Origin of the sequence: Kibdelosporangium phytohabitans (assembly GCF_001302585.1) — a bacterium.
Lineage (GTDB): Bacteria > Actinomycetota > Actinomycetes > Mycobacteriales > Pseudonocardiaceae > Kibdelosporangium > Kibdelosporangium phytohabitans.
Genome location: NZ_CP012752.1, coordinates 10141396 through 10161122 on the forward strand (window position 1 = coordinate 10141396; position 19727 = coordinate 10161122).

Consider the following 19727-nt stretch of genomic DNA (forward strand, 5'->3'; position numbering starts at 1 on the left):
GCTCGTTTGACGTTCCCGCCCGACAGGAGCATGCTGAAGCTATTCAACGAGCGTTGAAAAGAGGAGGGGTTCGAGATGGAGCGCACGACCTGCGCGATCGTCGGGGGCGGACCGGCCGGCATGGTCCTCGGTCTGATGCTGGCCAGGGCCGGGATCGCGGTGACGGTGCTGGAGAAGCACGGCGACTTCCTGCGCGACTTCCGGGGCGACACCGTGCACGCGTCGACGATCAGGCTGATCGACGAGCTCGGCCTCGGCCGCGAGTTCCGCGAACTGCCGCAGTCGAGGCTGCAGACGATCGGCTTCCCCAGCGACGACGGGATGTACGTGATCGGGGACGTCGGCAAGCTGCGTGAGCCGTACAACTACATAGCGATGGTCCCGCAGTGGGACCTGCTGAACCTGCTCGCCGACGCGGGCCGGACCGAGCCCACGTACACACTGCGGATGAACACCGAGGTCACGGGCTTGCTCCGCCGTGATTCGAAGGTGATCGGGGTGCGTTATCGCACCGCGGACGGCGTGGAAGGAGAACTGCACGCCGACCTCACGGTGGCTTGTGACGGCCGAACTTCATTGCTTCGTGAACAAGCCGGGCTGGTCCCCGAGCAATTCCCGGTGCCGTTGGACGCGTGGTGGTTCCGGCTGCCCCGGCGCGAGGACGAATCCGGGGTCGCCGGATCTCTCCGGCTCGGGTTCGCCGACGGCAACATGGCGCTCGCGATCACCAGGGAAGGCTTTTACCAGGTGGCATTGCTGGCGCAAAAAGGGATTGATCCGCGACTGCGCGCCGAGGGACTCGAGGCGTTCAGGGAACGGATCCGCCGGGCCATGCCGTGGCTGGCCGACCGGGTCGGCGCCATTAAGAGCATGGACGACGTGAAAATGCTGGACGTCAAGGTGAACCGATTGCACCAGTGGCACACCGACGGCCTGCTCTGCATAGGTGACGCCGCGCACGCGATGTCCCCGATCGGCGGAATCGGTATCAACCTCGCGGTGCAGGACGCGACGGCGACGGCGAGACTTCTCGCGGAACCGCTACGTCAGGGCCGCGTCGGCGAGGCGGACCTGGCGAAGGTCCGGCGCCGCCGGTGGCTGCCGATGGTCGTGGCGCAGGGATTGCAGCGGCTGCTGCACCGCGCGGTGCTCGAACCCGTGCTGACAGGTAAGCGGAACACGTACCCGAGGGGACCGGCGCTCGCGACCCGGCTGTTCCCGCCGCTGCGCGCGGTGCCCGCCTACGTGGTGGCGATCGGGGTCCGTCCGGAGCACGCCCCGGACTTCGCCCGCAGAGTTTGATTGTCCTCGCTCCGCGAGGACGGGCTTGGTCGCCGGACGCCGGTCATTGCAACCCGCCCCACGCGACCGGCATCTTCGCTGCGATCGCCTACCAGCGTGGCCGGGGCGATGTCGGGCGTGGGGCGTGGGGCGTGGGGCGTGGCGACAACGACCGGCGCGACCAAGTCAGCTCTACTTGGCCACCACGGGGTTGGTCAACGTACCGATGCCCTCGACGGTGACCGAGACGCTCTGGCCGTCGGTCATCGGACCGACACCCGCCGGAGTCCCGGTGAGGATGACGTCACCGGGCAGCAACGTCATCACGCGCGTGACCCACTCGATGAGCTTCGGCACGTCGTGCAGGAGAAGGGAAGTGCGTGAGTCCTGTTTGACCTCGCCGTCCAGTTCGGCGCGGATGGCCAGATCGGACGCGTCCAGCTGGGTCTCGACCCACGGGCCGAGCGGGCAGAACGTGTCGTGGCCCTTGCCGCGCGTCCACTGCCCGTCGGCCTTCTGCTGGTCGCGGGCGGTGACGTCGTTGCCGACGGTGTAGCCGAAGATGACCGACGAGGCCTTCTCGGCGGGCACGTCCTTGCACGGCTGGCCGATCACGACGGCGAGCTCGGCCTCGTAATCCACACGGGACGAGTCGGCAGGCAGCCTGATGGCCGCGTTGGGGCCGACCACGCTGGTGGACGGCTTGATGAACATCACGGGGTCGGCCGGCGGCTCGCCGCCCATCTCACGGGCGTGGTCGGCGTAGTTCTTGCCGATGCACACGACTTTGGTGGGCAGAACGGGAGCAAGGAGGCGGACGTCGGCGAGCGGCCACTTGCGCCCGCTGAACGTCGGTTTCACGAACGGCTGCTCGGCGATCTCCAACGCGACTTCCTGTCCGTCGGCATCGCCGAGGGCGGCGTAGGCGAACCCCTCGGAATGAGCAATACGAGCAATACGCACGGCAGAACACTAGCTGAGCCAGATCAGGCGTGCCTCGGCGCCGATCCGGTGGGAGCGGAGAGCGAGCTCGGCCGAGTCGGATACGTGGGTGCTGCCGTCGGGGTAGGCGAGGACGGCGAGCGGCGGGTCGCTGAGCTCCATGCCGTACGCGACGAAGTAGTCGGACTCGTCGGCGATGCGGTCGTGGCGGACGCCGTAGACGGCGAACAAGCGGGGAGCGCACTCGGAGGCGATCTCGGCGAGGTCTTCCAGTACTTCTTCCGCCAGTCTCATAGAACGAACCTAAGCTAGATTTCTAGCAGCGGCCACTACACCTTAGAGTGATGACCAAGCCTTGGGGTGCAAGGAAAATAGCAGTATGACCCGCAACGATCCCCCGGCATTGCACTGGCTCGTCGGAGCCGAGCTGACCCACTTCCGCAAGCAAGCGGGTCTGACCATCGCTCAGGCAGCCGGGAAATCCGGAATCGGCAGACCGAAACTCGGTCACATGGAAACCGGCAAGTACACGCAGTACCCGGACGACGTGGCGAACCTGATGACCGTGTACGGCGCCCCGCAACGGGATGTGGACCGGATGGCGTCGCTGGCCGGTTCGTGCAGCGGCCGATCCTGGCTCGCGCCCTGGAAGCACTTGGTGCCCGACTGGTTCAAGACCTTCGTCGGGCTGGAGGGGTTGGCGGAGTCGGAGTTCGTGTTCGAGCCGATGGTGTTGCCGGGCCTACTGCAAACAGAGGAATACGCGCAGGCCATAACGGATGCGACCGGATTCGTGCGCCGGGACCAAACTGAGAGGTTCGTGTCGTTCCGCCTGACCAGGGCCAAGCGCCTGACCGATGATGTGCCGCTCAACCTGCATGTGGTTGTCGGGGAAGGCGCCCTTCGACTGGACGTGGGAACTCCTGATGTGCGGGAGGCTCAACTCAGGCACGTGTTGACTTTGGCGAAGCTGCCGACCGTGACCATCCAGGTGATTCGGCCTGAAGATGGCCCGCACGCAGCCATGACGGGGCGAATTGTGGTGCTGGACTTCGCTCAAGCACAGTCGATCGCATACTCCGAGCAGGTTGATGGCGCGGTCTATGTGCAGGACCAAGATGATGTGCGGACCTATAAAATGGCAGTCGAGAATCTCAAGTCGGTCGCTCTCACTCCTGCGAAGTCTCTGGCCTGGATCCGGAGTGTGATCGACTGGCACTGATCCTGGAGGCACCATGCGATGGAGGAAGAGCAGCTTCAGCACCAACAACGGCGACTGTGTCGAAGTCGCGTGGACCAAGAGCAGCTTCAGCGCCAACAACGGATCTTGTGTCGAGGTGTCCGTTTCAGCTCACCGGGTTGCTGCTCGGGACTCCAAGAACGCCACCAGTCCCATCCTCACCTTCGACCACCCGGCCTGGGCTTCGTTCCTCACGACCATCACGCGCTGACCTGGTTCGTCTCCTAGAGTCCGATCATGGACTCCTCACGGCGTGCTGTACTGGGCGGAGCCGTTGCCGCGTTCCTCACACTCGGCAGCGGCACGGCCGCCGCAACGACAGCGAAGACAACCAGGCATAAGCGAGTGCTGATCGCCACCAACGAACCCTGGGGCACATACCACGTCAAACCCCTGCTCACCGAGGCTGCGCGGCTCGGTGTGCACATCACGCAGCTTGTCCCTGACTATTCACAGGTCAAGCCCGGTGATCCCGTCCCCGTCACCGCTCTCGCCGACGCTCCCCGAGCCGACCTCCTGGTCGTCAACGGGGCCGAGGCGTGGCCTGCCGACTGCGCCAGGCACTTTCGTCGCCTGCCCGTCATCGCGAGTTCACTCGCCTACCTCCAGCCCGTCGAAGCTCCCCGAGCCAAGGAGTTCCGGCACCGGCTACGGCTGCTGACCGCTTCTTCCCCCGCTGAGGCGCGCTCGTTCCGGAAGTACTTCGGGACACAGCGGAACATCAGGGTCGTGGGCTCCCCGCAGACCGACAACCTGCCTACGCGGGCGCCGGAGAAGGACCGCGTACTGGTCATCACGAGCGTCACGCGTCCCGACGGCACGGGCAACTCCGCGCCCGGTACCGAACTGCTGCTGGCCGCCGCCGGGAACCTTGCCGCTGCGGGCAAACGGATCCTGGTCGGCCTGCACCCCCGTGAGAACCGCGAGCTGTGGGAACGCTACGAGATCAGCGATGTCCCCACTCTCCAGGCATCCGCACGCGCCGAGGCCGCCATCGGGATTCCCGGGACCGTTTTCCCGTTCGTCGCCGCCGTCGGGACTCCGCTTGTCGGCTGCACCGATCCCAAGCTCACTGTGCCCGGCTATCTGCGTGCGGTGTGTTCGTCGACCATCGACGACGCGGCGCTGGCTGTGTCCGCCGTGGACCACGCGCACCTGCCGGACGAGGCCGTTCTCGAGGACTCCGTCGGGCCGATCGGTGGATCGGCCCGACGGTTGCTCCGCAGCTGGGCGTGTTAGCTGTCGGCCAGCGGCAGTTCGATGTGGCTGTTGGCCAGGTCGACGTCCATCGTCGTCTTCGGCCACGGGTCCTCGGCCGGCACGCTGCAGTCGTCGTTCGTGCCCGGCACGGAGATCATCGTGCAGTCGGTGCCCGCGATCACCACGGCGATCCGGTGACCGGCCTTGAACACGTAGTCCTCCGGCTGCAACTGCCACCGGAACGTGTACTGGGTTCCCGGCTTCACAGGTGAGACGAACCGCGTCGACTCCCGGTGACTGGTGTTCGTCCAGCCTTCGGTGACGATCTCGGCCGAGCTGGTGCGGACGTCGAGCCCGTACTCGGCGAAACAGCCGGTGTCGACCGCGTCACCCGCGCCCACGCACATCTCCCGGCCTGTTCGCACGGTCCCGCTCTCGGGCACGTTGTGCGCGATGCGCGAGTCCTCCCCGAGGTCCACCAGCAACGCGGTCAACGGTGTCGCGCCGCCGCCCGACGACCTGGCGCCCACGGTGATCGCCGGGGTTCCGCTGAGCCGGACGTCGCCCGGCAGCGGTTGACCGACGAACATCAGCCGGTTGGCCGAGTTCTGGCCCGGTGCGAGGATCATCTTCTGCTGGCCCTGGTCGAACGCTTCCTTGAACGACTGCCTGCCCGCCGCCGGATCGCGCCGCGGCAGCAGGGTGTTGCCCTGACCGAAGTGCATCTTCACCGGCGCGGACTGGCGCGGCGGCCACGCCGCGTGGCTCTGCCACTGCCCTGGAGCGCGCTCGATGCCGACCTGCGGTTCGGCCATGATCCCGGTGTCGATGCCCTGGAGCCAGTAGTCGAACCACCGGTGCAGCGTCGCGGTCCACTCCGCCGGGCGCGTCTGGAACGGGTCGACGTGGGCTTCCTGGTGCAGCCAGAGCTTCTTCGGGCTGTTGAGGCCCCGCCAGAACTGCTGTCCGTTGCGGGTACGCACGTTCCAGTCGTTGAGGCCGTGCACCATCAGCACACTGGGCTTCACGTCGGCCACGTCCTTGGCATAGTCCCGCTCGGCCCAGAACGCGTTGTAGTTCCCTGTGCTCTCGGCACTGTCGGCGGCCATCTTGTCCCAGACCGGGCGGCACGCCCCGGGGTTGACCTTGCGGGTGGATCCCCACCTGCTGGCCAGCCGACGCGGACTGTCCGGCCCCATGACCTGGCCGTCCGACCGCTGGTAGTCGTACCAACTGCTGATCGCGGAGATCGGCACGATCGTCCTCAGGTTCGGGATGTCCATTGTGGCCAGCGCGATCGGTTCCGTGCCGCGCCACGACCGGCCGATCATGCCGACCTTGCCGGTCGACCAGTCCGCCGCGACCCGGTTCCCGGCTTTGTTCGTCGCGGTGGCCCGGCCACCGACCCAGTCCACGACCGCTTTCGTCCCCAGCACCTCCGTGCTGCCGCCCGAGGTGAGACAACCTTCCGACGCACGGGTGCCGGGCAGGTCGACGAGCACGACGGCGTATCCACGTGGCACGAAGTAGTTGTCGTACCAGTCGGGGAACTTCGACGGGGTGCCGTCGTCCTCGACGTCCTTGTATTCGTCGTCGGCCTTCGGCTCCCCCGCCCGGTCGCGGGCGGTTGCCGCCGACGCGGCGACCGGGGCGTTGTAGGGGCTGGGCACCATGATGACCGGCACTCTCAGCCCGACGGCCGACTCTCTCGGCCGGATGATGTCGGCCGCGATCCGGTCTTTGCGGCCGTCGTTGTCCCCGTCGACCGAGGACTCGACGTACGCCGTCTCGCGGATCGCGTCCGCGTAGGAGTACTTCGGTTCGGTCGTCGCCTTCGCGCCGGGTGACGCGTGGACCGCCGCGGCCGGCAGTGCGACGACCGCCACCGCACCTGCCGTCAGCGTCGCGAAAGCGCGAACTGCCTTACGTCCTGCGAACAAGCGTGGAGCTCCTCCCAGTGGGCGAGATTGCCACCGGGAGTGTCTCCATCCGCGTTGTCAGTTGGTTTTCGCCGCGTTGCCGTCGAGCAGGACTCACGAAACCGGCTGACCGGCCCGCAACGCCTTGTGGACCAACGCGTCGCACAACGCCAGCCAGCTCGCTTCGACGATGTTGCCGTGCACGCCGACCGTGGTCCACTCGCGCTGACCGTCCGTGGATTCCACCAGCACCCTCGTCACCGCGTCGGTGCCCGGGTGGTCGGTCAGGATCCGGACCTTGTAGTCCGCCAGCTCGACCTGGTCCAGCCAGGACAGATGCGGCAGCAACGCCTTCCGCAGTGCCGCGTCCAGTGCGTGCACCGGGCCGTTGCCTTCCGCCGTCGCGATCGCGCGTTCACCGGCGACGTGCACCTTCACCGTCGCCTCCGACACCACTGTCCCGTCCACGTGGTGGTCCAGGATCACCCGGTAGGACTCGAGCACGAACGGCGGCGCGGCCACCGGCAACTGGTCGGCCTCCGCCACCTGGGCGCGGAGCAACAACTCCAGCGACGCGTCCGCGGCCTCGAAGGACCAGCCCCGCGCTTCCAACTCCTTCACCTTCCGCACCGCGCCTGTCAGCGCGGCGGGCCGACCGGCCAGGTCAACCCCGAGCTCACGTCCCTTGAGCTCCAGGCTGGCCCGACCGGCCATCTCGGTGACCAGTACCCGCATGTCGTTGCCGACGACTTCCGGATCGATGTGGTTGTACAGCTCCGGATCGACTTTGATCGCGCTCGCGTGCAGGCCCGCCTTGTGGGCGAACGCTGACGACCCGACGTAGGCCTGGTGGGTGTCGGGTGCGATGTTCGCGATCTCGGCAAGAGCATGGGAGACCCGGGTGAGCTCGGCGGCGCGTTCGGTGGGTAGCACCGGCATGCCGAGCTTGGTCACGAGATTTCCCACTACGGCGAACAGGTCGGCGTTGCCCGCCCGTTCGCCGTATCCGTTCGCGGTGCACTGCACGTGGCTAGCGCCCGCCTGGACCGCCGCGACGGAGTTCGCCACGGCACAAGATGTGTCGTCCTGGCAGTGGATGCCGACCCGGAAGCCGGTCCGGTCGATCACCTGCCGGACGGTTTCGGCCAGCCCCAAAGGCAACTGGCCACCGTTGGTGTCACACAACACGACCACGTCCGCGCCACCGTCCACACCGGCGGTGAGCACGCGCAACGCCGTGTCCGGGTCGAAGGCGTAGCCGTCGAAGAAGTGTTCCGCGTCGAGGAACACCCGTCGCCCTTCGCCCGTCAGGAACGCCACGGTGTCACGGACCATCTCGCACGCTTCGTCCACATCGGTCCTCAGCGCGAGTTCGATGTGCCTGCGGTCGGACTTGGCGACCAGCGTGACGACCGGTGCCTGCGAGTCGAGCAACGCCTTCACCTGCGGGTCCCGCGCCGCCGTCGTCCCGGCTTTGCGGGTGGATCCGAACGCGACGAGCGCGGCGTGCTTGAGCTCCAGCTCCCCGGCCGCCGCGCGGGCGAAGAACTCCGTGTCCTTCGGCAAAGCGCCTGGCCAGCCACCTTCGATGAACCCGACACCCAGTTCGTCCAACAGGCGGGCGACGACGAGCTTGTCCGCGGCCGAGTAGGAGATTCCCTCACGCTGGGCCCCGTCCCGCAGCGTCGTGTCGTACACGTGGAAGTCGTCGCCGAGCGGCGTGCCGGCCGGGCTCTTGCGGGTCACGGGGAACTCCTGTGGTGGGTTTGTGACAGTGCCGGGACAACAAAAAACCTCCCGCAGGATGCGAGAGGTCGGCGCACTGGGTGGTGTAGCTCTGCTACCCAGTGCGCTTGTCGATAATGATCACGGCATACGCGGTCATGGTGAGCATGAAACCACACCCGCCGCCGCCGTACCAACAAGCGGGTGCCGGTTCCCACCTCATGGGATCATGGAGGTCTTCGGAAAAGCACGAGGCCGCCGCCACGAACTCGTGGCGGCGGCCTCGTTGCTGCTGAAACCTACGCGGTCGTCCGGGACGTGTTGGACGACACGAGCGCCGCCAGCCTGTCGCCGATCGCGTACGTGCCACCGGGCGACGCGTGGTCGCGGGTCGCCAGGTCGAAGGCCACCGAGGCCTCGATCCGGCGGGCCGCTTCCCGCTCACCCAGGTGGTCGAGCAACAGCGCCACCGACAGCACGGCCGCCGTCGGGTCCGCGATGCCCTGACCCGCGATGTCCGGTGCGCTGCCGTGGACCGGCTCGAACATGCTCGGGTTGCGCCGGGTGATGTCGAGGTTGCCGGAGGCCGCGAGGCCGATTCCGCCCGTCACCGCCGCCGCGAGGTCCGTGAGGATGTCACCGAACAGGTTGTCGGTGACGATCACGTCGAAACGGCCCGGGTCCGTCACCATGTGAATGGTTGTCGCGTCTACGTGTTGGTAGGCCACCGTCACGTCCGGGTGCTGCAACGACACCTCTTCGACAACCCGCGACCACAAGGACCCGGCGTGCGCGAGCACGTTGGTCTTGTGCACGAGCGTCAGGTGCTTGCGCGGACGAGCCGACGCACGAGCGAACGCGTCACGGACCACGCGCTCCACGCCGAACGACGTGTTCACGCTGACCTCGGTCGCGATCTCGTGCGGCGTGTCCTTGCGCAGGAGGCCACCGTTGCCCGCGTACAGGCCTTCGGTGCCTTCCCTGACCACGATCATGTCGATGTCACCCGGGTCGGCGATCGGGCTGCGCACGCCCGGGTACAGCCTCGCCGGCCGAAGGTTCACGTGGTGGTCGAGCTCGAACCGCAGCCGCAGCAGCAGCCCGCGTTCGAGGATCCCGCTCGGCACCGAGGGGTCACCCACCGCACCGAGCAGTATCGCGTCATGTTCCCGGAGTTCGCCGAGAACCGACTCCGGCAGCAACTCCCCCGTCGCGTGCCATCGAGCGGCCCCAAGGTCGTACCGGGTGATCTCAGCACTCGGAACGACCTCGCCGAGCACCTTGAGGGCCTCGGCGATCACTTCCGGCCCGATCCCGTCACCGGGGATCACCGCGAGCCGCATGCAGACACCTCCGTGGATACAGGCCCAGCCATCGGGCCACACAGTTCAGGGAAGGCTACCCGCCCCCACCCGGTCATCCGTACCTCGACCACGCTTACGGGGTCCCCCTTTCGGATCACGACCATCTCAGTTCGCGGGAATCCGCACCACCGCGGCACGATCACCGCTCGCATTGTGGTGGTTGAGGACCAGCAACCCTTCCGTCCGATCGGTCGCCATGACCGACTTGTCCCGTCTGATGGACAGCACGGTGTTCGCTTTCGCGGCGAACACGAGCGCGTCCTTGCCCTGCCCGGTCGCCCGCAACGCGGGCTTGAGCGGATCGAACGACATCCCGGCCACGCTGTCAATCAAGCCGGACTCCTCACCGGGCGGGCTGTAGAAACCCACGACCCCGACCGTGTACGAGAACCGCGCCGAAGGCGCGGCCGGGTCGATGCCCAGTGCCCTGAGCGGTACCGGCAGCAACGCCACGTTGGAGTCGAACGCGTTCGTGTCCGTGTCGGCGAACAGGCCGTTGAACGCGGTACTAGCCACCGTCGGTTTGCCCGGCTTCACCAAGTCCACTGTGTTCACCACCCACACGTCGGTGCCGGTGAGCTTTGTCACGAACGACTGGAAGTCCATGGTGCCGTCGTTGTTCGTGTCGATCTCCACGTACGGGAACGTGTTCCCGCCCGAGTTGTACCGGTTGCCCCACGTGACGATGCCGAACGCCAGGAACGCCTTATCCGGTTTGCCGTGTTCGAGCGCCCACGGTGCGGTGGACGCAACACCGACGAACCGGATGTCACCGCCCTTCGCGGTGTCGTTGACCGTGCAACTCTTGGCCACGTTGCGGCGGCACGACGGCAGCTGCGGCGACGTCGCCTGCAGCTCCAGCACGCTGATCAGGGACCGGTAGGCCTCACGGCCCTCACCCTGGTCGAGCCCCTTGCCCAGGATGGGCAGCACGCCCTGGTCCGTGCTGTCGAAGGTCACCGCCGGTTCGGTGCTGACCTTGGCGACCGGTTTCGGCGCCGCGTACACCGGGACACGCAACCGCGTGCCGGAAACCGACGTCAGCGCGATCCTGCCGGAGGCGTCCGCCACGAACTGGCGGGCGACGTCCCGCTGTTTCAGCACGACAGTCGGGTCGATCGTGCGGCGCAGGGCAAGCGGATCGTCCACGTGCAGGGTGACGGTCACAGCCGCCGTGCTGTTCGGCGCGACCACCACCTGCGGCGGGGAAACCTCGTAGCGAACACCCGGGATCCGGGTGATGTCCTCGTAGGAGGCCGTGAAATCGACGACCTTGCCGCCCTTGTTGACCAGTCTCACCGTTCGGCTGACCGACACCCGGTTGAGCACCTCGACCGTGCCGAAGGACACGCTCACCGAACCAGGTGCCTCCTGGACCATCGCGAGCACCTCAGTGTCCACAGCGGACTGCGCGTTCACCCGGCCCGCGCCGGTCCGCTGCGGCGCGAAGACGATCCCGTTCGGCTCGGTGCGCACGTCGTCGTTCGCCGTGGTCATCACCGCGGCCTTGACCTCTTCGGGCGTCCAGTCCGGATGAGCCTGCCGGACCAGCGCGGCGACCCCGGCGACATGCGGTGTGGCCATCGAGGTCCCGCTGATCACCAGGACCTGGTTGCCGCTGGTGGCCAGCGCGGACGCGATCGTGTCGCCCGGCGCGGCGACGTCCGGCTTGACCGCGGGGCCGCGCACCCCGCGTGAGGTGAACCGGCTCGGCGTGTCGTTGATCTCGGGCGACTTGGTTTTCAGCGTGCCGCGTTTCGCGCCCTGCATCCGCACCGTCAGCGTGCCCGCCCGCAAGGCCGGCAGCAGCGGTTTCGTCGCCGTCGCGGTCAACTGGAAAGTGGGCATGCCGTCGACACCGGCGATGCCCGCGGCGAACTGGTCCGTGCCCGACGGCAGCAGGACCCCCGCCGCACCGGCGTTCTTGGCGTTGAGGGACCGTGCCGTCGAACCGCAACGGCGGGTGCTGTCGGCGTCGTCCCACTCCAGCCACACGATCTTGCCCGTGACAGCGGTCTTGTCCGCCTCGGTGAACGGATTGCAGCCATCCGCGTTGGACTGGTCGGGCATCGGCGTCACCGGTTTGGTCAGGTCAAGGCTGTCGTAGGTGGTGTACGCCAGTCCGTACTGCCCGCCGACGTCCGCGGCCACGTCCGCCGGCGCGGTCACCGTGACCGCGTCACGCATCACGAACGGGTCCAGAGTGCTGGCGACGGTCAACGCCTCGGGCGTATTGCCCGGCGCGCCACCGATGTCGTAGACGTCGCCGCCGTTGCCGCCCGCGATCACCGACAACACGCCGTTGCTGGTGAGCTTGCGGACGAACGCGTTCTCCGGGTCGTCCGGCGCCCCGAAGTTGCTGCCCAGGGACATGTTCACCACGTCGAGGTGGTCGGTGAAGTCACCGTCGCCGTTCGGGTCGAGCACCCAGTCGAGAGCCTTCGCGGTCAGGTCGGTCGACCCGCCGCAGCCGAAGATCTTGACCGCGTAGATCGACGCGTTGGGGGCGGTACCGGGACCGATCCGCATGTCGTCGAGGACCTGCGGCGTGAGCTTCGGGTACTCCCCCCGGAACGTCGTGCCGTCGGCGTTCACACCGAAACCCGCGGCCGTCCCGGCCACGTGCGTTCCATGCTCACCGCACGCGATCGGATTCGGGTCGGGCGCAGGCGTCTTGGACCCGTTGGTCCCGGACGCGTCGTACTGGTCACCGGCGAAGTCGTAACCGCCGACGACCTTGGTGGTCGGGAAGTAGGCGGGGTCGGTCTTAATCCGGTCGATCGCGGTGTACGCCGCCGGCGTGCCCGGACCACCGAAGGTGGCGTGCGTGTAGTCGATGCCGTCGTCGATCACACCGACCCGGATCTTGTCACCGAGACGGCCGGTGTTCTGCCACACGTTGAGAGCCTTGGTGACCTGCACAGCGGTGGCGTTGGTGAGGGTCTTGGGCATGACAGGGCGGATCGACTGGACCTCACCCCGCGCGGCCAGGTCCCGGATGGCCGACGCCTCACCACGGACAACCATGCCCGCGACAGCGTTGACCGTGGTGAAGAGGAACTCGGCACTGCTGTCCCGCGCTCGCAGGGTAGCGGAGAGGGATTCAGCCGTTGCGGTGATGTCGGCGACGGCGGCGCGCGCGGCCTCGGCGGCCTGCTCCCGGCTCCCACCGGCCCGATTGGACTGTTCGTTGTAGACGTCGACAGCGGGAGGCCGGTCCAACTCGACGAACGCGGTCGCCGGGCCGTCGCGCGTGAACCGCTCCGAGACCTTCTCAGCGGTGGACAACGCGCGAATCGGGATGGCAGTGGCCAGGGGGAGATCGCGCGGTCTGCTGACAGCGGTGCCCGCCGTGGACACACTCGCGACCAGAGCGAGGGTGACCAGCGCGATCATCGGACGTCGTCGTCTCAACCCGATCGGACGGGCCACAGCCATGCCTCACTCTCCGCGCACTGTTGATGCCGGAAAGCAACCTATCCGTGAACGGGTGCGCCGCCTAGGACATCCGCGCGAACATCAACTCTTCGGGTTGCACCCGAAAGTGGCACGGCACCGCGCTCGCAGACCCTGTCAGGCACCCGAAGGCCCAGCACCAAGCTATCCACAGGCACCGAGTCGTCCACATCGCACACGAGGCATCTCTCTCCGGCTTTTCACCTTCGACAGGGTGGAGCAGGGTTGGAGTTGGCTCGGTGGCTGGTTCGATCTGATCGACTCGGCGGTGCGGCGGTGGATCGAGCCTGCCGACCTCGAGGCCGGGCTCCGCACGGACCGGCCGAGCACGGATGCGAACTGCTACTCGGGGTTCTTTGGTGGTGCACCGGCGGGTTGGCGCGGTGTTCTTTGCACGGGACAAGATGTTTCCCTCGCCGGGTGGCTGTCCTCTGGGCAGGAGGCTGCGTTCGGTGTTCTTCCTCTCTTGCTCGGGATCCTTGGTGTGTTTTTGGGGCGTGGGCGCTCCTGCCCGTAGCCCTTCTCTGCGCTTGCGCGCCCGCCGCTGCGGCTTGACCTCCACACGCCCCTGCGGCTTGGCCTGCACTCGCCGCTGCGGGCTGGTTTGTGCGCTTGCCGCCCGGGGTTGGTTTGCGCTTGCCGTTGCTCTTGCTAGCCGGACCTGCGCAACGGCAGTGATCACCCGTGCGGCTCCACAGGCATCTCGCCGTCATGAGGCTCGCTGCCGCGCTTCTGTGCGAGAGGCGGCAACCGCTCCCACTTCCGCGCTCTCTTGTGCATATCGGCTGCGTCAGTGTGAGTATGCGAAAGCCCCCGCAGCACCTGCTGCGGGGGCTTTTCCTCTGCTCAGTCAGTCGTCGAACTGGACCGCGCGGATGTTCGTCGCCGCTATGCTCAGGCCGATCGAGTCGAGCACCGAGGCATCTACCTGCCGGTCCACTCGCAGGATCATGATCGCGTCGTTACCCGTCTTCGTCTGGCTGATCTGGGCCGCTTCGATGTTGATGCCCGCTTCTCCCAGCAGGGTTCCCACCGTTCCCATCACGCCGGGGCGGTCGGGGTACGCGGCCAGCAGGACTGTGCCTTCCGCGCGCAGGTCGAAGCTGCGGCCGTTGAAGCCCACCAGCTTCTCCACCTGCGCGAGGCCCGAGACCGTGCCGGACACCGTGATCGTTCCGCCGTCCGGGTAGACCGCGCGCAGCGTCACCAGGCTTCGGTGCGCCGCGCTCTCCGACTCCTTGACGATGTCCACCTGCACGCCCAGTTCCTCGGCCAGGCGCGGGGCGTTCACGAACGTCACCGTTGTGTCGACCAGGCCGTGGAACGCGCCGCGCTCCGCGGCGAGAGCCAGGATCGAGACGTCCTCATTGGACAGCTCACCGCGGACCTCGACCGTCAGCGAGGTCGGCGTTCCGGTCCCCGTCGCGGCCAGCACCAGGCCGAGCTTGTGCGTCAGCGGCAGGTACGGGCGCACCTCGTCGCCCACCGCGCCACCGACGACGTTCACACCATCGGGTACGAAGTCGCCGCGCAGGGCCAGCAGCACGCTGCGGGCCACGTCCGTGCCCGCGCGGTCCTGCGCTTCTTCCGTCGAGGCGCCCAGGTGCGGGGTGACCACGACGTTCGGCAGGCCGAACAGCGGGCTCGAGGTCGTCGGCTCGGTCGCGAACACGTCGATGCCCGCTCCACCCACCTGGCCCGACTGGATCGCGTCCGCCAGCGCCTGCTCGTCGATCAGGCCACCGCGCGCCGCGTTGACGATCAGCACGCCCTTCTTCGTCTTGCCGAGCTGGTCCGCGCCGATCAGGCCCTTGGTCTCCGGAGTCTTGGGCAGGTGCACCGAGATGAAGTCCGCCCTGGCCAGCAACTCGTCCAGCTCCACGAGCTCGATGCCCAGCTGCGCGGCACGCGCGGGCGACACGTACGGGTCGTACGCGATCAGCTTGGTGTCGAACGCGGCCAGCCTCGCGGCGAACAGCTGGCCGATCTTGCCCAGCCCCACGACACCGACCGTCTTGCCGTTGATCTCCACGCCCGAGTACGAGCTGCGCTTCCACGCCCCGCCCTGCAGGCTCTGGTCCGCCGCCGGAATCCGGCGGGCGACGGCCAGCAGCAGGCCGACGGCGTGCTCGGCGGCCGAGACGATGTTCGACGTCGGCGCGTTCACCACCAGCACACCGCGCTCGGTCGCGGCAGGCACCTCGACGTTGTCCAGCCCGACACCCGCGCGGGCGACGACCTTCAGCTTCGACGTGGCCCCGAGCACCTCGGCGTCCACTTTGGTCGCCGAACGGACGAGCAACGCGTCCGCGTTGGCGACCTCGGTCAGCAGCGCGGGACGGTCCGTGCCGTCGACGTGCCGGACCTCGACTTCCTCGCCGAACACGTCAAGCACGGATGGAGCCAGCTTCTCGGCGATGAGAACGACAGGTCGGCTGGTTGCAGTCACGGCAACGCACTCCAAATGGTCATTTCATGATGTGGGAGACAGACCGGGAACAACGCCGGGCCCGGATGCCAGGAGTCTAAAGCCTCACGTCCAGGTTACGAATGAGTTATGGGGCACTACCACGGCTCGTCGAATTCACCGGCGCGAACTCCCTGCACGAACGCGTCCCACTCACTGGGAGTGAACACCAGAATGGTGCCATCCGGGTGCTTCGAGTTGCGCATTGCCGTGTAGGTGACTCCGTCCGTGTGCTCGACGAACGCGATCTCAACGTACTCCCCGTCGGGATCCGCGCCGGGTTCCGCGGCCCGCTGCCACTCTGCCTTCGTCAGGTCGAGATTCCCTCGAACGTGTGCTTTGTCGTCATAGATCGGCGCACTGTCACCACTCATGACGCTAGGTATAGCAAAAACCCTCGTGAGTGTTTCGGCCGGTTCTAACCGGCCGAAACACTCACGAGGGTTTATCAGGGGTTTCGGGGTCAGGCGGTGTCGGTCAGCGGGCGGTCCACCCAGGACATCAGGCCGCGCAGTTTGCGGCCGACCTCCTCGATCGGGTGCTGCTCGCCCTCGGACTGCAGCTTGGTGAAGTTCGCGCGGCCGGAGGCGTCCTCGGCCACCCACTCCTTGGCGAAGGTGCCGTCCTGGATCTCGCCGAGGATCTTCTTCATCTCCTCCTTGACCGCCGGGTTGATCACGCGGGGGCCACGGGTCACGTCGCCGTACTCGGCGGTGTCGGACACCGAGTAACGCATCCGCGCGATGCCGCCCTCGTACATCAGGTCCACGATCAGCTTGAGCTCGTGCAGCACCTCGAAGTACGCGATCTCCGGGGCGTAGCCCGCCTCGGTGAGCACCTCGAAGCCGGTCTGCACCAGCGCCGCCGTGCCACCGCAGAGCACCGCCTGCTCGCCGAAGAGGTCCGTCTCGGTCTCTTCCTTGAACGTCGTCTTGATCACGCCGGCGCGGCTGCCGCCGATGCCCTTGGCGTACGCGAGCGCCAGCGCCTGCGCGTTGCCGGTGGCGTCCTGCTCGATCGCGATCAGGCAGGGCACGCCCTTGCCGTCGACGAACTGGCGGCGGACCAGGTGGCCCGGGCCCTTCGGCGCGATCATGAACACGTCGATGTCCTTCGACGGCTGGATCAGGCCGTAGCGGATGTTGAAGCCGTGGCCGAAGGCGATCGCGTTGCCCGGCTGCAGGTTCGGCGCGATCTCCTCGTCGTAGATCTTCTTCTGCTTGGTGTCCGGCGCCAGCAGCATCACGATGTCCGCCTCGGCCGACGCCTCGGCCGGGGTCAGCACGCGCAGCCCCTGCTCCTCGGCCTTCGGCCGGGACTTCGAGCCCTCCTGCAGGCCGATCCGCACGTCAACGCCCGAGTCGCGCAGGCTCAGCGCGTGCGCGTGGCCCTGGCTGCCGTAGCCGATGACAGCGACCTTCTTGCCGCTCAGCACACCGAGGTCGGCGTCATCGTCGTAAAAGATCTCGACACTCATCTAGTTATTTCCTTAATCAACCTGTGGGGTTTTCGACCTCAGCGAACTGCTGTCGCGGTGATGGAGCGTGGACCGCGGCCGATGGCGACCATGCCGGACTGCACCATCTCACGCACGCCGTACGGCTCGAGCATCCGGCGCAACGCCTCGATCTTGTCCGCCGTCCCGGTCGCCTCGATGGTCAGCGCCTCCGGCGAGACGTCGACCACCTTCGCCCGGAACAACTGCACCGTCTCCAGCACCTGGCTGCGCACGGTGGCGTCCGCTCGCACCTTCACCAGAAGCAGTTCCCGCTGCACCGCCGAGCCCGGTTCGAGCTCGACGATCTTGATCACGTTCACCAGCTTGTTGAGCTGTTTCGTCACCTGTTCGAGCGGCAGTTCGTCGACCGCGACCACGATGGTCATCCTGGACACGTCCGGGTGCTCGGTCGGTCCGACAGCGAGCGACTCGATGTTAAAGCCACGCCGGGAGAACAACCCGGCGACGCGAGCAAGCACACCCGGCTTGTTCTCGACAAGGACGCTCAGTGTGTGGGTGGACATCGTCAGATCTCATCCTCGTCGAACAGCGGCCGGATCCCGCGCGCCGCCATGATCTCGTCGTTGCCGGTTCCCGCCGCGACCATCGGCCAGACCTGCGCGTCCTTGCCGACCACGAAGTCGATCACGACCGGCCGGTCGTTGATCTCCAGTGCCCGCTTGATCACCGAGTCGACCTGGTCACGCGACTCGCAGCGCAGGCCCGCGCAGCCGAGCGCCTCGGCGAGCAGCGTGAAGTCCGGGATCCGGTGCTTGTGCGTGCCCAGATCGGTGTTGGAGTACCGCTCCGAGTAGAAGAGGTTCTGCCACTGCCGGACCATGCCGAGGTTGCCGTTGTTGATCACAGCCACCTTGATCGGCGCGCCCTCGATGGCGCACGTGGCCAGTTCCTGGTTGGTCATCTGGAAGCAGCCGTCGCCGTCGATCGCCCAGACTTCCTTGTCCGGCATGCCGAACTTCGCGCCCATCGCCGCGGGCACCGCGAAGCCCATCGTGCCGAGACCACCGGAGTTGATCCACGACATCGGCTTCTCGTACTTCACGAACTGCGCGGCCCACATCTGGTGCTGGCCGACACCCGCCGTGTAGATCGCGTCCGGGCCGACCAGCTGGCCGATCCGTTCGATCACGTACTGCGGCGACAGCGAACCGTCCGACGGCCACTCGTAACCGGCCTGGAACGCCTCGCGCCAGGTGTCGATCTGCGCCCACCACGCGGTCAGGTCCGCCTTGTGCCGGTCCTGCTCGCTCTGCACGGCGGTGATCAGCTCGGTGATGATCTCCTTGCAGTCACCGACGATCGGCACGTCGGCCTTGCGGTTCTTGGAGATCTCCGCCGGGTCGATGTCGGCGTGCACGACCTGCGCGTCCGGCGCGAACGAGTCGAGCTTGCCGGTGACCCGGTCGTCGAACCGGGCGCCGAGCGCCACGATCAGGTCGGATCGCTGGAGGCAGCCCACTGCCGCCACCGATCCGTGCATCCCTGGCATGCCCAGGTGCTGCTGGTGCGAGTCGGGGAACGCGCCACGCGCCATCAGCGTGGTGACCACCGGGATGTTGGTCAGCTCGGCCAGGCGCAGCAGTTCGGCCGCCGCCTGCGCCTTGATGACGCCGCCGCCGACGTAGAGAACCGGGCGGCGGGCCGAAGCGATCAGCTTCGCGGCCTCGCGCACCTGCTTGCCGTGCGGCCGGGTCGTCGGCCGGTAGCCGGGCAGGTGGATCTCGGGCGGCCAGGAGAAGCTGGTGGTCTCCTGCAGCACGTCCTTGGGGATGTCCACGAGCACCGGGCCGGGCCTGCCGGTCGATGCCAGGTGGAACGCCTCGGCGATCGTCCGCGGGATCTCCGCCGGATCGGTGACGAGGAAGTTGTGTTTGGTGATCGGCAGGGTGATGCCGCAGATGTCCGCCTCCTGGAAGGCGTCCGTGCCGATCAGCGCCCTGGTCTGCTGGCCGGTGATGGCCACGACCGGGACGGAGTCCATGTTGGCGTCCGCGAGCGGGGTGACCAGGTTCGTCGCTCCGGGACCGGATGTCGCCATGCAGACACCGACCTTGCCGGTGGCCTGCGCGTAACCGGTGGCCGCGTGGCCAGCACCCTGCTCGTGACGGACCAGGACGTGCCGCACCTTCGTCGAGTCGAGCAGCGGGTCGTACGCCGGGAGGATCGTGCCGCCCGGAATACCGAAGACCACCTCGCAACCGACTGCCTCGAGCGAACGGACCAGCGACTGGGCGCCGGTGACACGCACCGGGGCACCCGACGGTGGCGCGGGTTTAGGACGGTTGGCCGGGGCAGAGCTGTCCGCTCCCTGTTTCGGCGCCCCGGGCTTCGCGGCGGGTCGCGATGTAGCGCTCGTCATCGGTTCTGCCTCGTGAGTCAGTGGTTGGCGGATGGGTCCGGACACGAAAAAACCCTCGTCGACCGGATAGGTCGCACGAGGGTCGCGCGTCGACGAGTCAGTAGCTCCTAAGCGTCGACGCGCTTGGGAAGTACGAGACCAATCAACTTGAACATACTGCGACGGTAGTGCGGATCCCGCGCGCGCGTCAAATCTGCGGGACGGTTATCCCGCATAGTGGACCCGATCGGGGGACCCGCGCGCAGGCCGTCACGG

The 19727-nt window shown here is 67.3% G+C and carries 15 protein-coding genes; 4 read left to right on the plus strand and 11 right to left on the minus strand.

What is annotated here, in order from left to right:
- Positions 1-75: 75 nt before the first annotated feature.
- The gene (locus AOZ06_RS45275; protein WP_054295009.1) at positions 76-1302 is read left to right on the plus strand and encodes an FAD-dependent oxidoreductase; all 1227 of its coding nucleotides are present in this window, start codon (positions 76-78) and stop codon (positions 1300-1302) included.
- Positions 1303-1473: 171 nt separating this feature from the next.
- On the opposite strand, the gene AOZ06_RS45280 is transcribed toward AOZ06_RS45275, so the two are convergent.
- A complete protein-coding gene (locus tag AOZ06_RS45280) occupies positions 1474-2244 on the minus strand; it encodes a fumarylacetoacetate hydrolase family protein (protein ID WP_054295010.1) in 771 nt (256 codons plus the stop codon).
- Between the two features lie 9 nt (positions 2245-2253).
- Positions 2254-2517 (minus strand): hypothetical protein, encoded by a 264-nt coding sequence (locus AOZ06_RS45285; protein ID WP_054295011.1) that lies wholly within the window; start codon positions 2515-2517, stop codon positions 2254-2256.
- An 85-nt stretch (positions 2518-2602) separates the two neighbouring features.
- Between AOZ06_RS45285 and AOZ06_RS45290 the strand changes: the two genes are divergently transcribed.
- Genes AOZ06_RS45290 through AOZ06_RS45300 form a run of 3 tightly spaced genes read left to right on the plus strand, consistent with a single transcriptional unit; the run spans position 2603 to position 4702 of the window.
- Positions 2603-3445, plus strand: a complete 843-nt coding sequence (locus AOZ06_RS45290; RefSeq protein WP_054295012.1) for a helix-turn-helix domain-containing protein — start codon at positions 2603-2605, stop codon at positions 3443-3445.
- A gap of 13 nt (positions 3446-3458) precedes the next feature.
- Positions 3459-3674 carry a DUF397 domain-containing protein gene (locus AOZ06_RS45295; protein WP_054295013.1) on the plus strand — a complete coding sequence of 72 codons (216 nt, stop codon included), beginning with the start codon at positions 3459-3461 and terminating at the stop codon, positions 3672-3674.
- Positions 3675-3700: 26 nt separating this feature from the next.
- Complete coding sequence (locus tag AOZ06_RS45300) at positions 3701-4702, plus strand: hypothetical protein (RefSeq protein ID WP_054295014.1); 1002 nt, start codon at positions 3701-3703, stop codon at positions 4700-4702.
- Here AOZ06_RS45300 and AOZ06_RS45305 read toward each other — a convergent pair.
- From AOZ06_RS45305 to AOZ06_RS45345, 9 genes are all read right to left on the minus strand, one after another.
- Complete coding sequence (locus AOZ06_RS45305) at positions 4699-6603, minus strand: CocE/NonD family hydrolase (RefSeq protein WP_083472364.1); 1905 nt, start codon at positions 6601-6603, stop codon at positions 4699-4701. The two genes, AOZ06_RS45300 and AOZ06_RS45305, sit on opposite strands and share 4 nt — an antisense overlap.
- A 93-nt stretch (positions 6604-6696) precedes the next feature.
- Positions 6697-8328, minus strand: coding sequence for a citramalate synthase (gene cimA / locus AOZ06_RS45310; protein WP_054295015.1), 1632 nt, complete (start codon positions 8326-8328; stop codon positions 6697-6699).
- Positions 8329-8606: 278 nt separating this feature from the next.
- On the minus strand, positions 8607-9650 hold the full coding sequence (locus tag AOZ06_RS45315) for a 3-isopropylmalate dehydrogenase (protein WP_054295016.1): 1044 nt from the start codon (positions 9648-9650) through the stop codon (positions 8607-8609).
- A gap of 126 nt (positions 9651-9776) precedes the next feature.
- Positions 9777-13067: a S8 family peptidase gene (locus tag AOZ06_RS61465; protein ID WP_157233597.1), complete on the minus strand. Its 3291-nt coding sequence runs from the start codon at positions 13065-13067 to the stop codon at positions 9777-9779.
- A 910-nt stretch (positions 13068-13977) separates the two neighbouring features.
- Positions 13978-15576, minus strand: coding sequence for a phosphoglycerate dehydrogenase (gene serA, locus AOZ06_RS45325; protein WP_054295017.1), 1599 nt, complete (start codon positions 15574-15576; stop codon positions 13978-13980).
- Positions 15577-15692: 116 nt separating this feature from the next.
- The gene (locus tag AOZ06_RS45330) at positions 15693-15968 is read right to left on the minus strand and encodes a DUF397 domain-containing protein (protein WP_054295018.1); all 276 of its coding nucleotides are present in this window, start codon (positions 15966-15968) and stop codon (positions 15693-15695) included.
- 89 nt (positions 15969-16057) lie between these two features.
- Positions 16058-17071: a ketol-acid reductoisomerase gene (gene ilvC / locus AOZ06_RS45335; protein ID WP_054295019.1), complete on the minus strand. Its 1014-nt coding sequence runs from the start codon at positions 17069-17071 to the stop codon at positions 16058-16060.
- Between the two features lie 38 nt (positions 17072-17109).
- Positions 17110-17616 carry an acetolactate synthase small subunit gene (gene ilvN, locus AOZ06_RS45340; protein WP_054295020.1) on the minus strand — a complete coding sequence of 169 codons (507 nt, stop codon included), beginning with the start codon at positions 17614-17616 and terminating at the stop codon, positions 17110-17112.
- Positions 17617-17618: 2 nt separating this feature from the next.
- Positions 17619-19472: an acetolactate synthase large subunit gene (locus AOZ06_RS45345; protein ID WP_054295021.1), complete on the minus strand. Its 1854-nt coding sequence runs from the start codon at positions 19470-19472 to the stop codon at positions 17619-17621.
- Positions 19473-19727 lie beyond the last annotated feature (255 nt).

Bases quoted from the DNA above. Each gene is read 5' to 3' on its own strand.
- AOZ06_RS45275 (WP_054295009.1), top strand. From the start codon at position 76: ATGGAGCGCACGACCTGCGCGATCGTCGGGGGCGGACCGGCCGGCATG.
- AOZ06_RS45285 (WP_054295011.1), bottom strand. From the start codon at position 2,517: ATGAGACTGGCGGAAGAAGTACTGGAAGACCTCGCCGAGATCGCCTCC.
- AOZ06_RS45290 (WP_054295012.1), top strand. From the start codon at position 2,603: ATGACCCGCAACGATCCCCCGGCATTGCACTGGCTCGTCGGAGCCGAG.
- AOZ06_RS45295 (WP_054295013.1), top strand. From the start codon at position 3,459: ATGCGATGGAGGAAGAGCAGCTTCAGCACCAACAACGGCGACTGTGTC.
- AOZ06_RS45300 (WP_054295014.1), top strand. From the start codon at position 3,701: ATGGACTCCTCACGGCGTGCTGTACTGGGCGGAGCCGTTGCCGCGTTC.
- AOZ06_RS45315 (WP_054295016.1), bottom strand. From the start codon at position 9,650: ATGCGGCTCGCGGTGATCCCCGGTGACGGGATCGGGCCGGAAGTGATC.
- AOZ06_RS61465 (WP_157233597.1), bottom strand. From the start codon at position 13,067: ATGATCGCGCTGGTCACCCTCGCTCTGGTCGCGAGTGTGTCCACGGCG.
- AOZ06_RS45330 (WP_054295018.1), bottom strand. From the start codon at position 15,968: ATGAGTGGTGACAGTGCGCCGATCTATGACGACAAAGCACACGTTCGA.
- ilvC (WP_054295019.1), bottom strand. From the start codon at position 17,071: ATGAGTGTCGAGATCTTTTACGACGATGACGCCGACCTCGGTGTGCTG.
- ilvN (WP_054295020.1), bottom strand. From the start codon at position 17,616: ATGTCCACCCACACACTGAGCGTCCTTGTCGAGAACAAGCCGGGTGTG.
- AOZ06_RS45345 (WP_054295021.1), bottom strand. From the start codon at position 19,472: ATGACGAGCGCTACATCGCGACCCGCCGCGAAGCCCGGGGCGCCGAAA.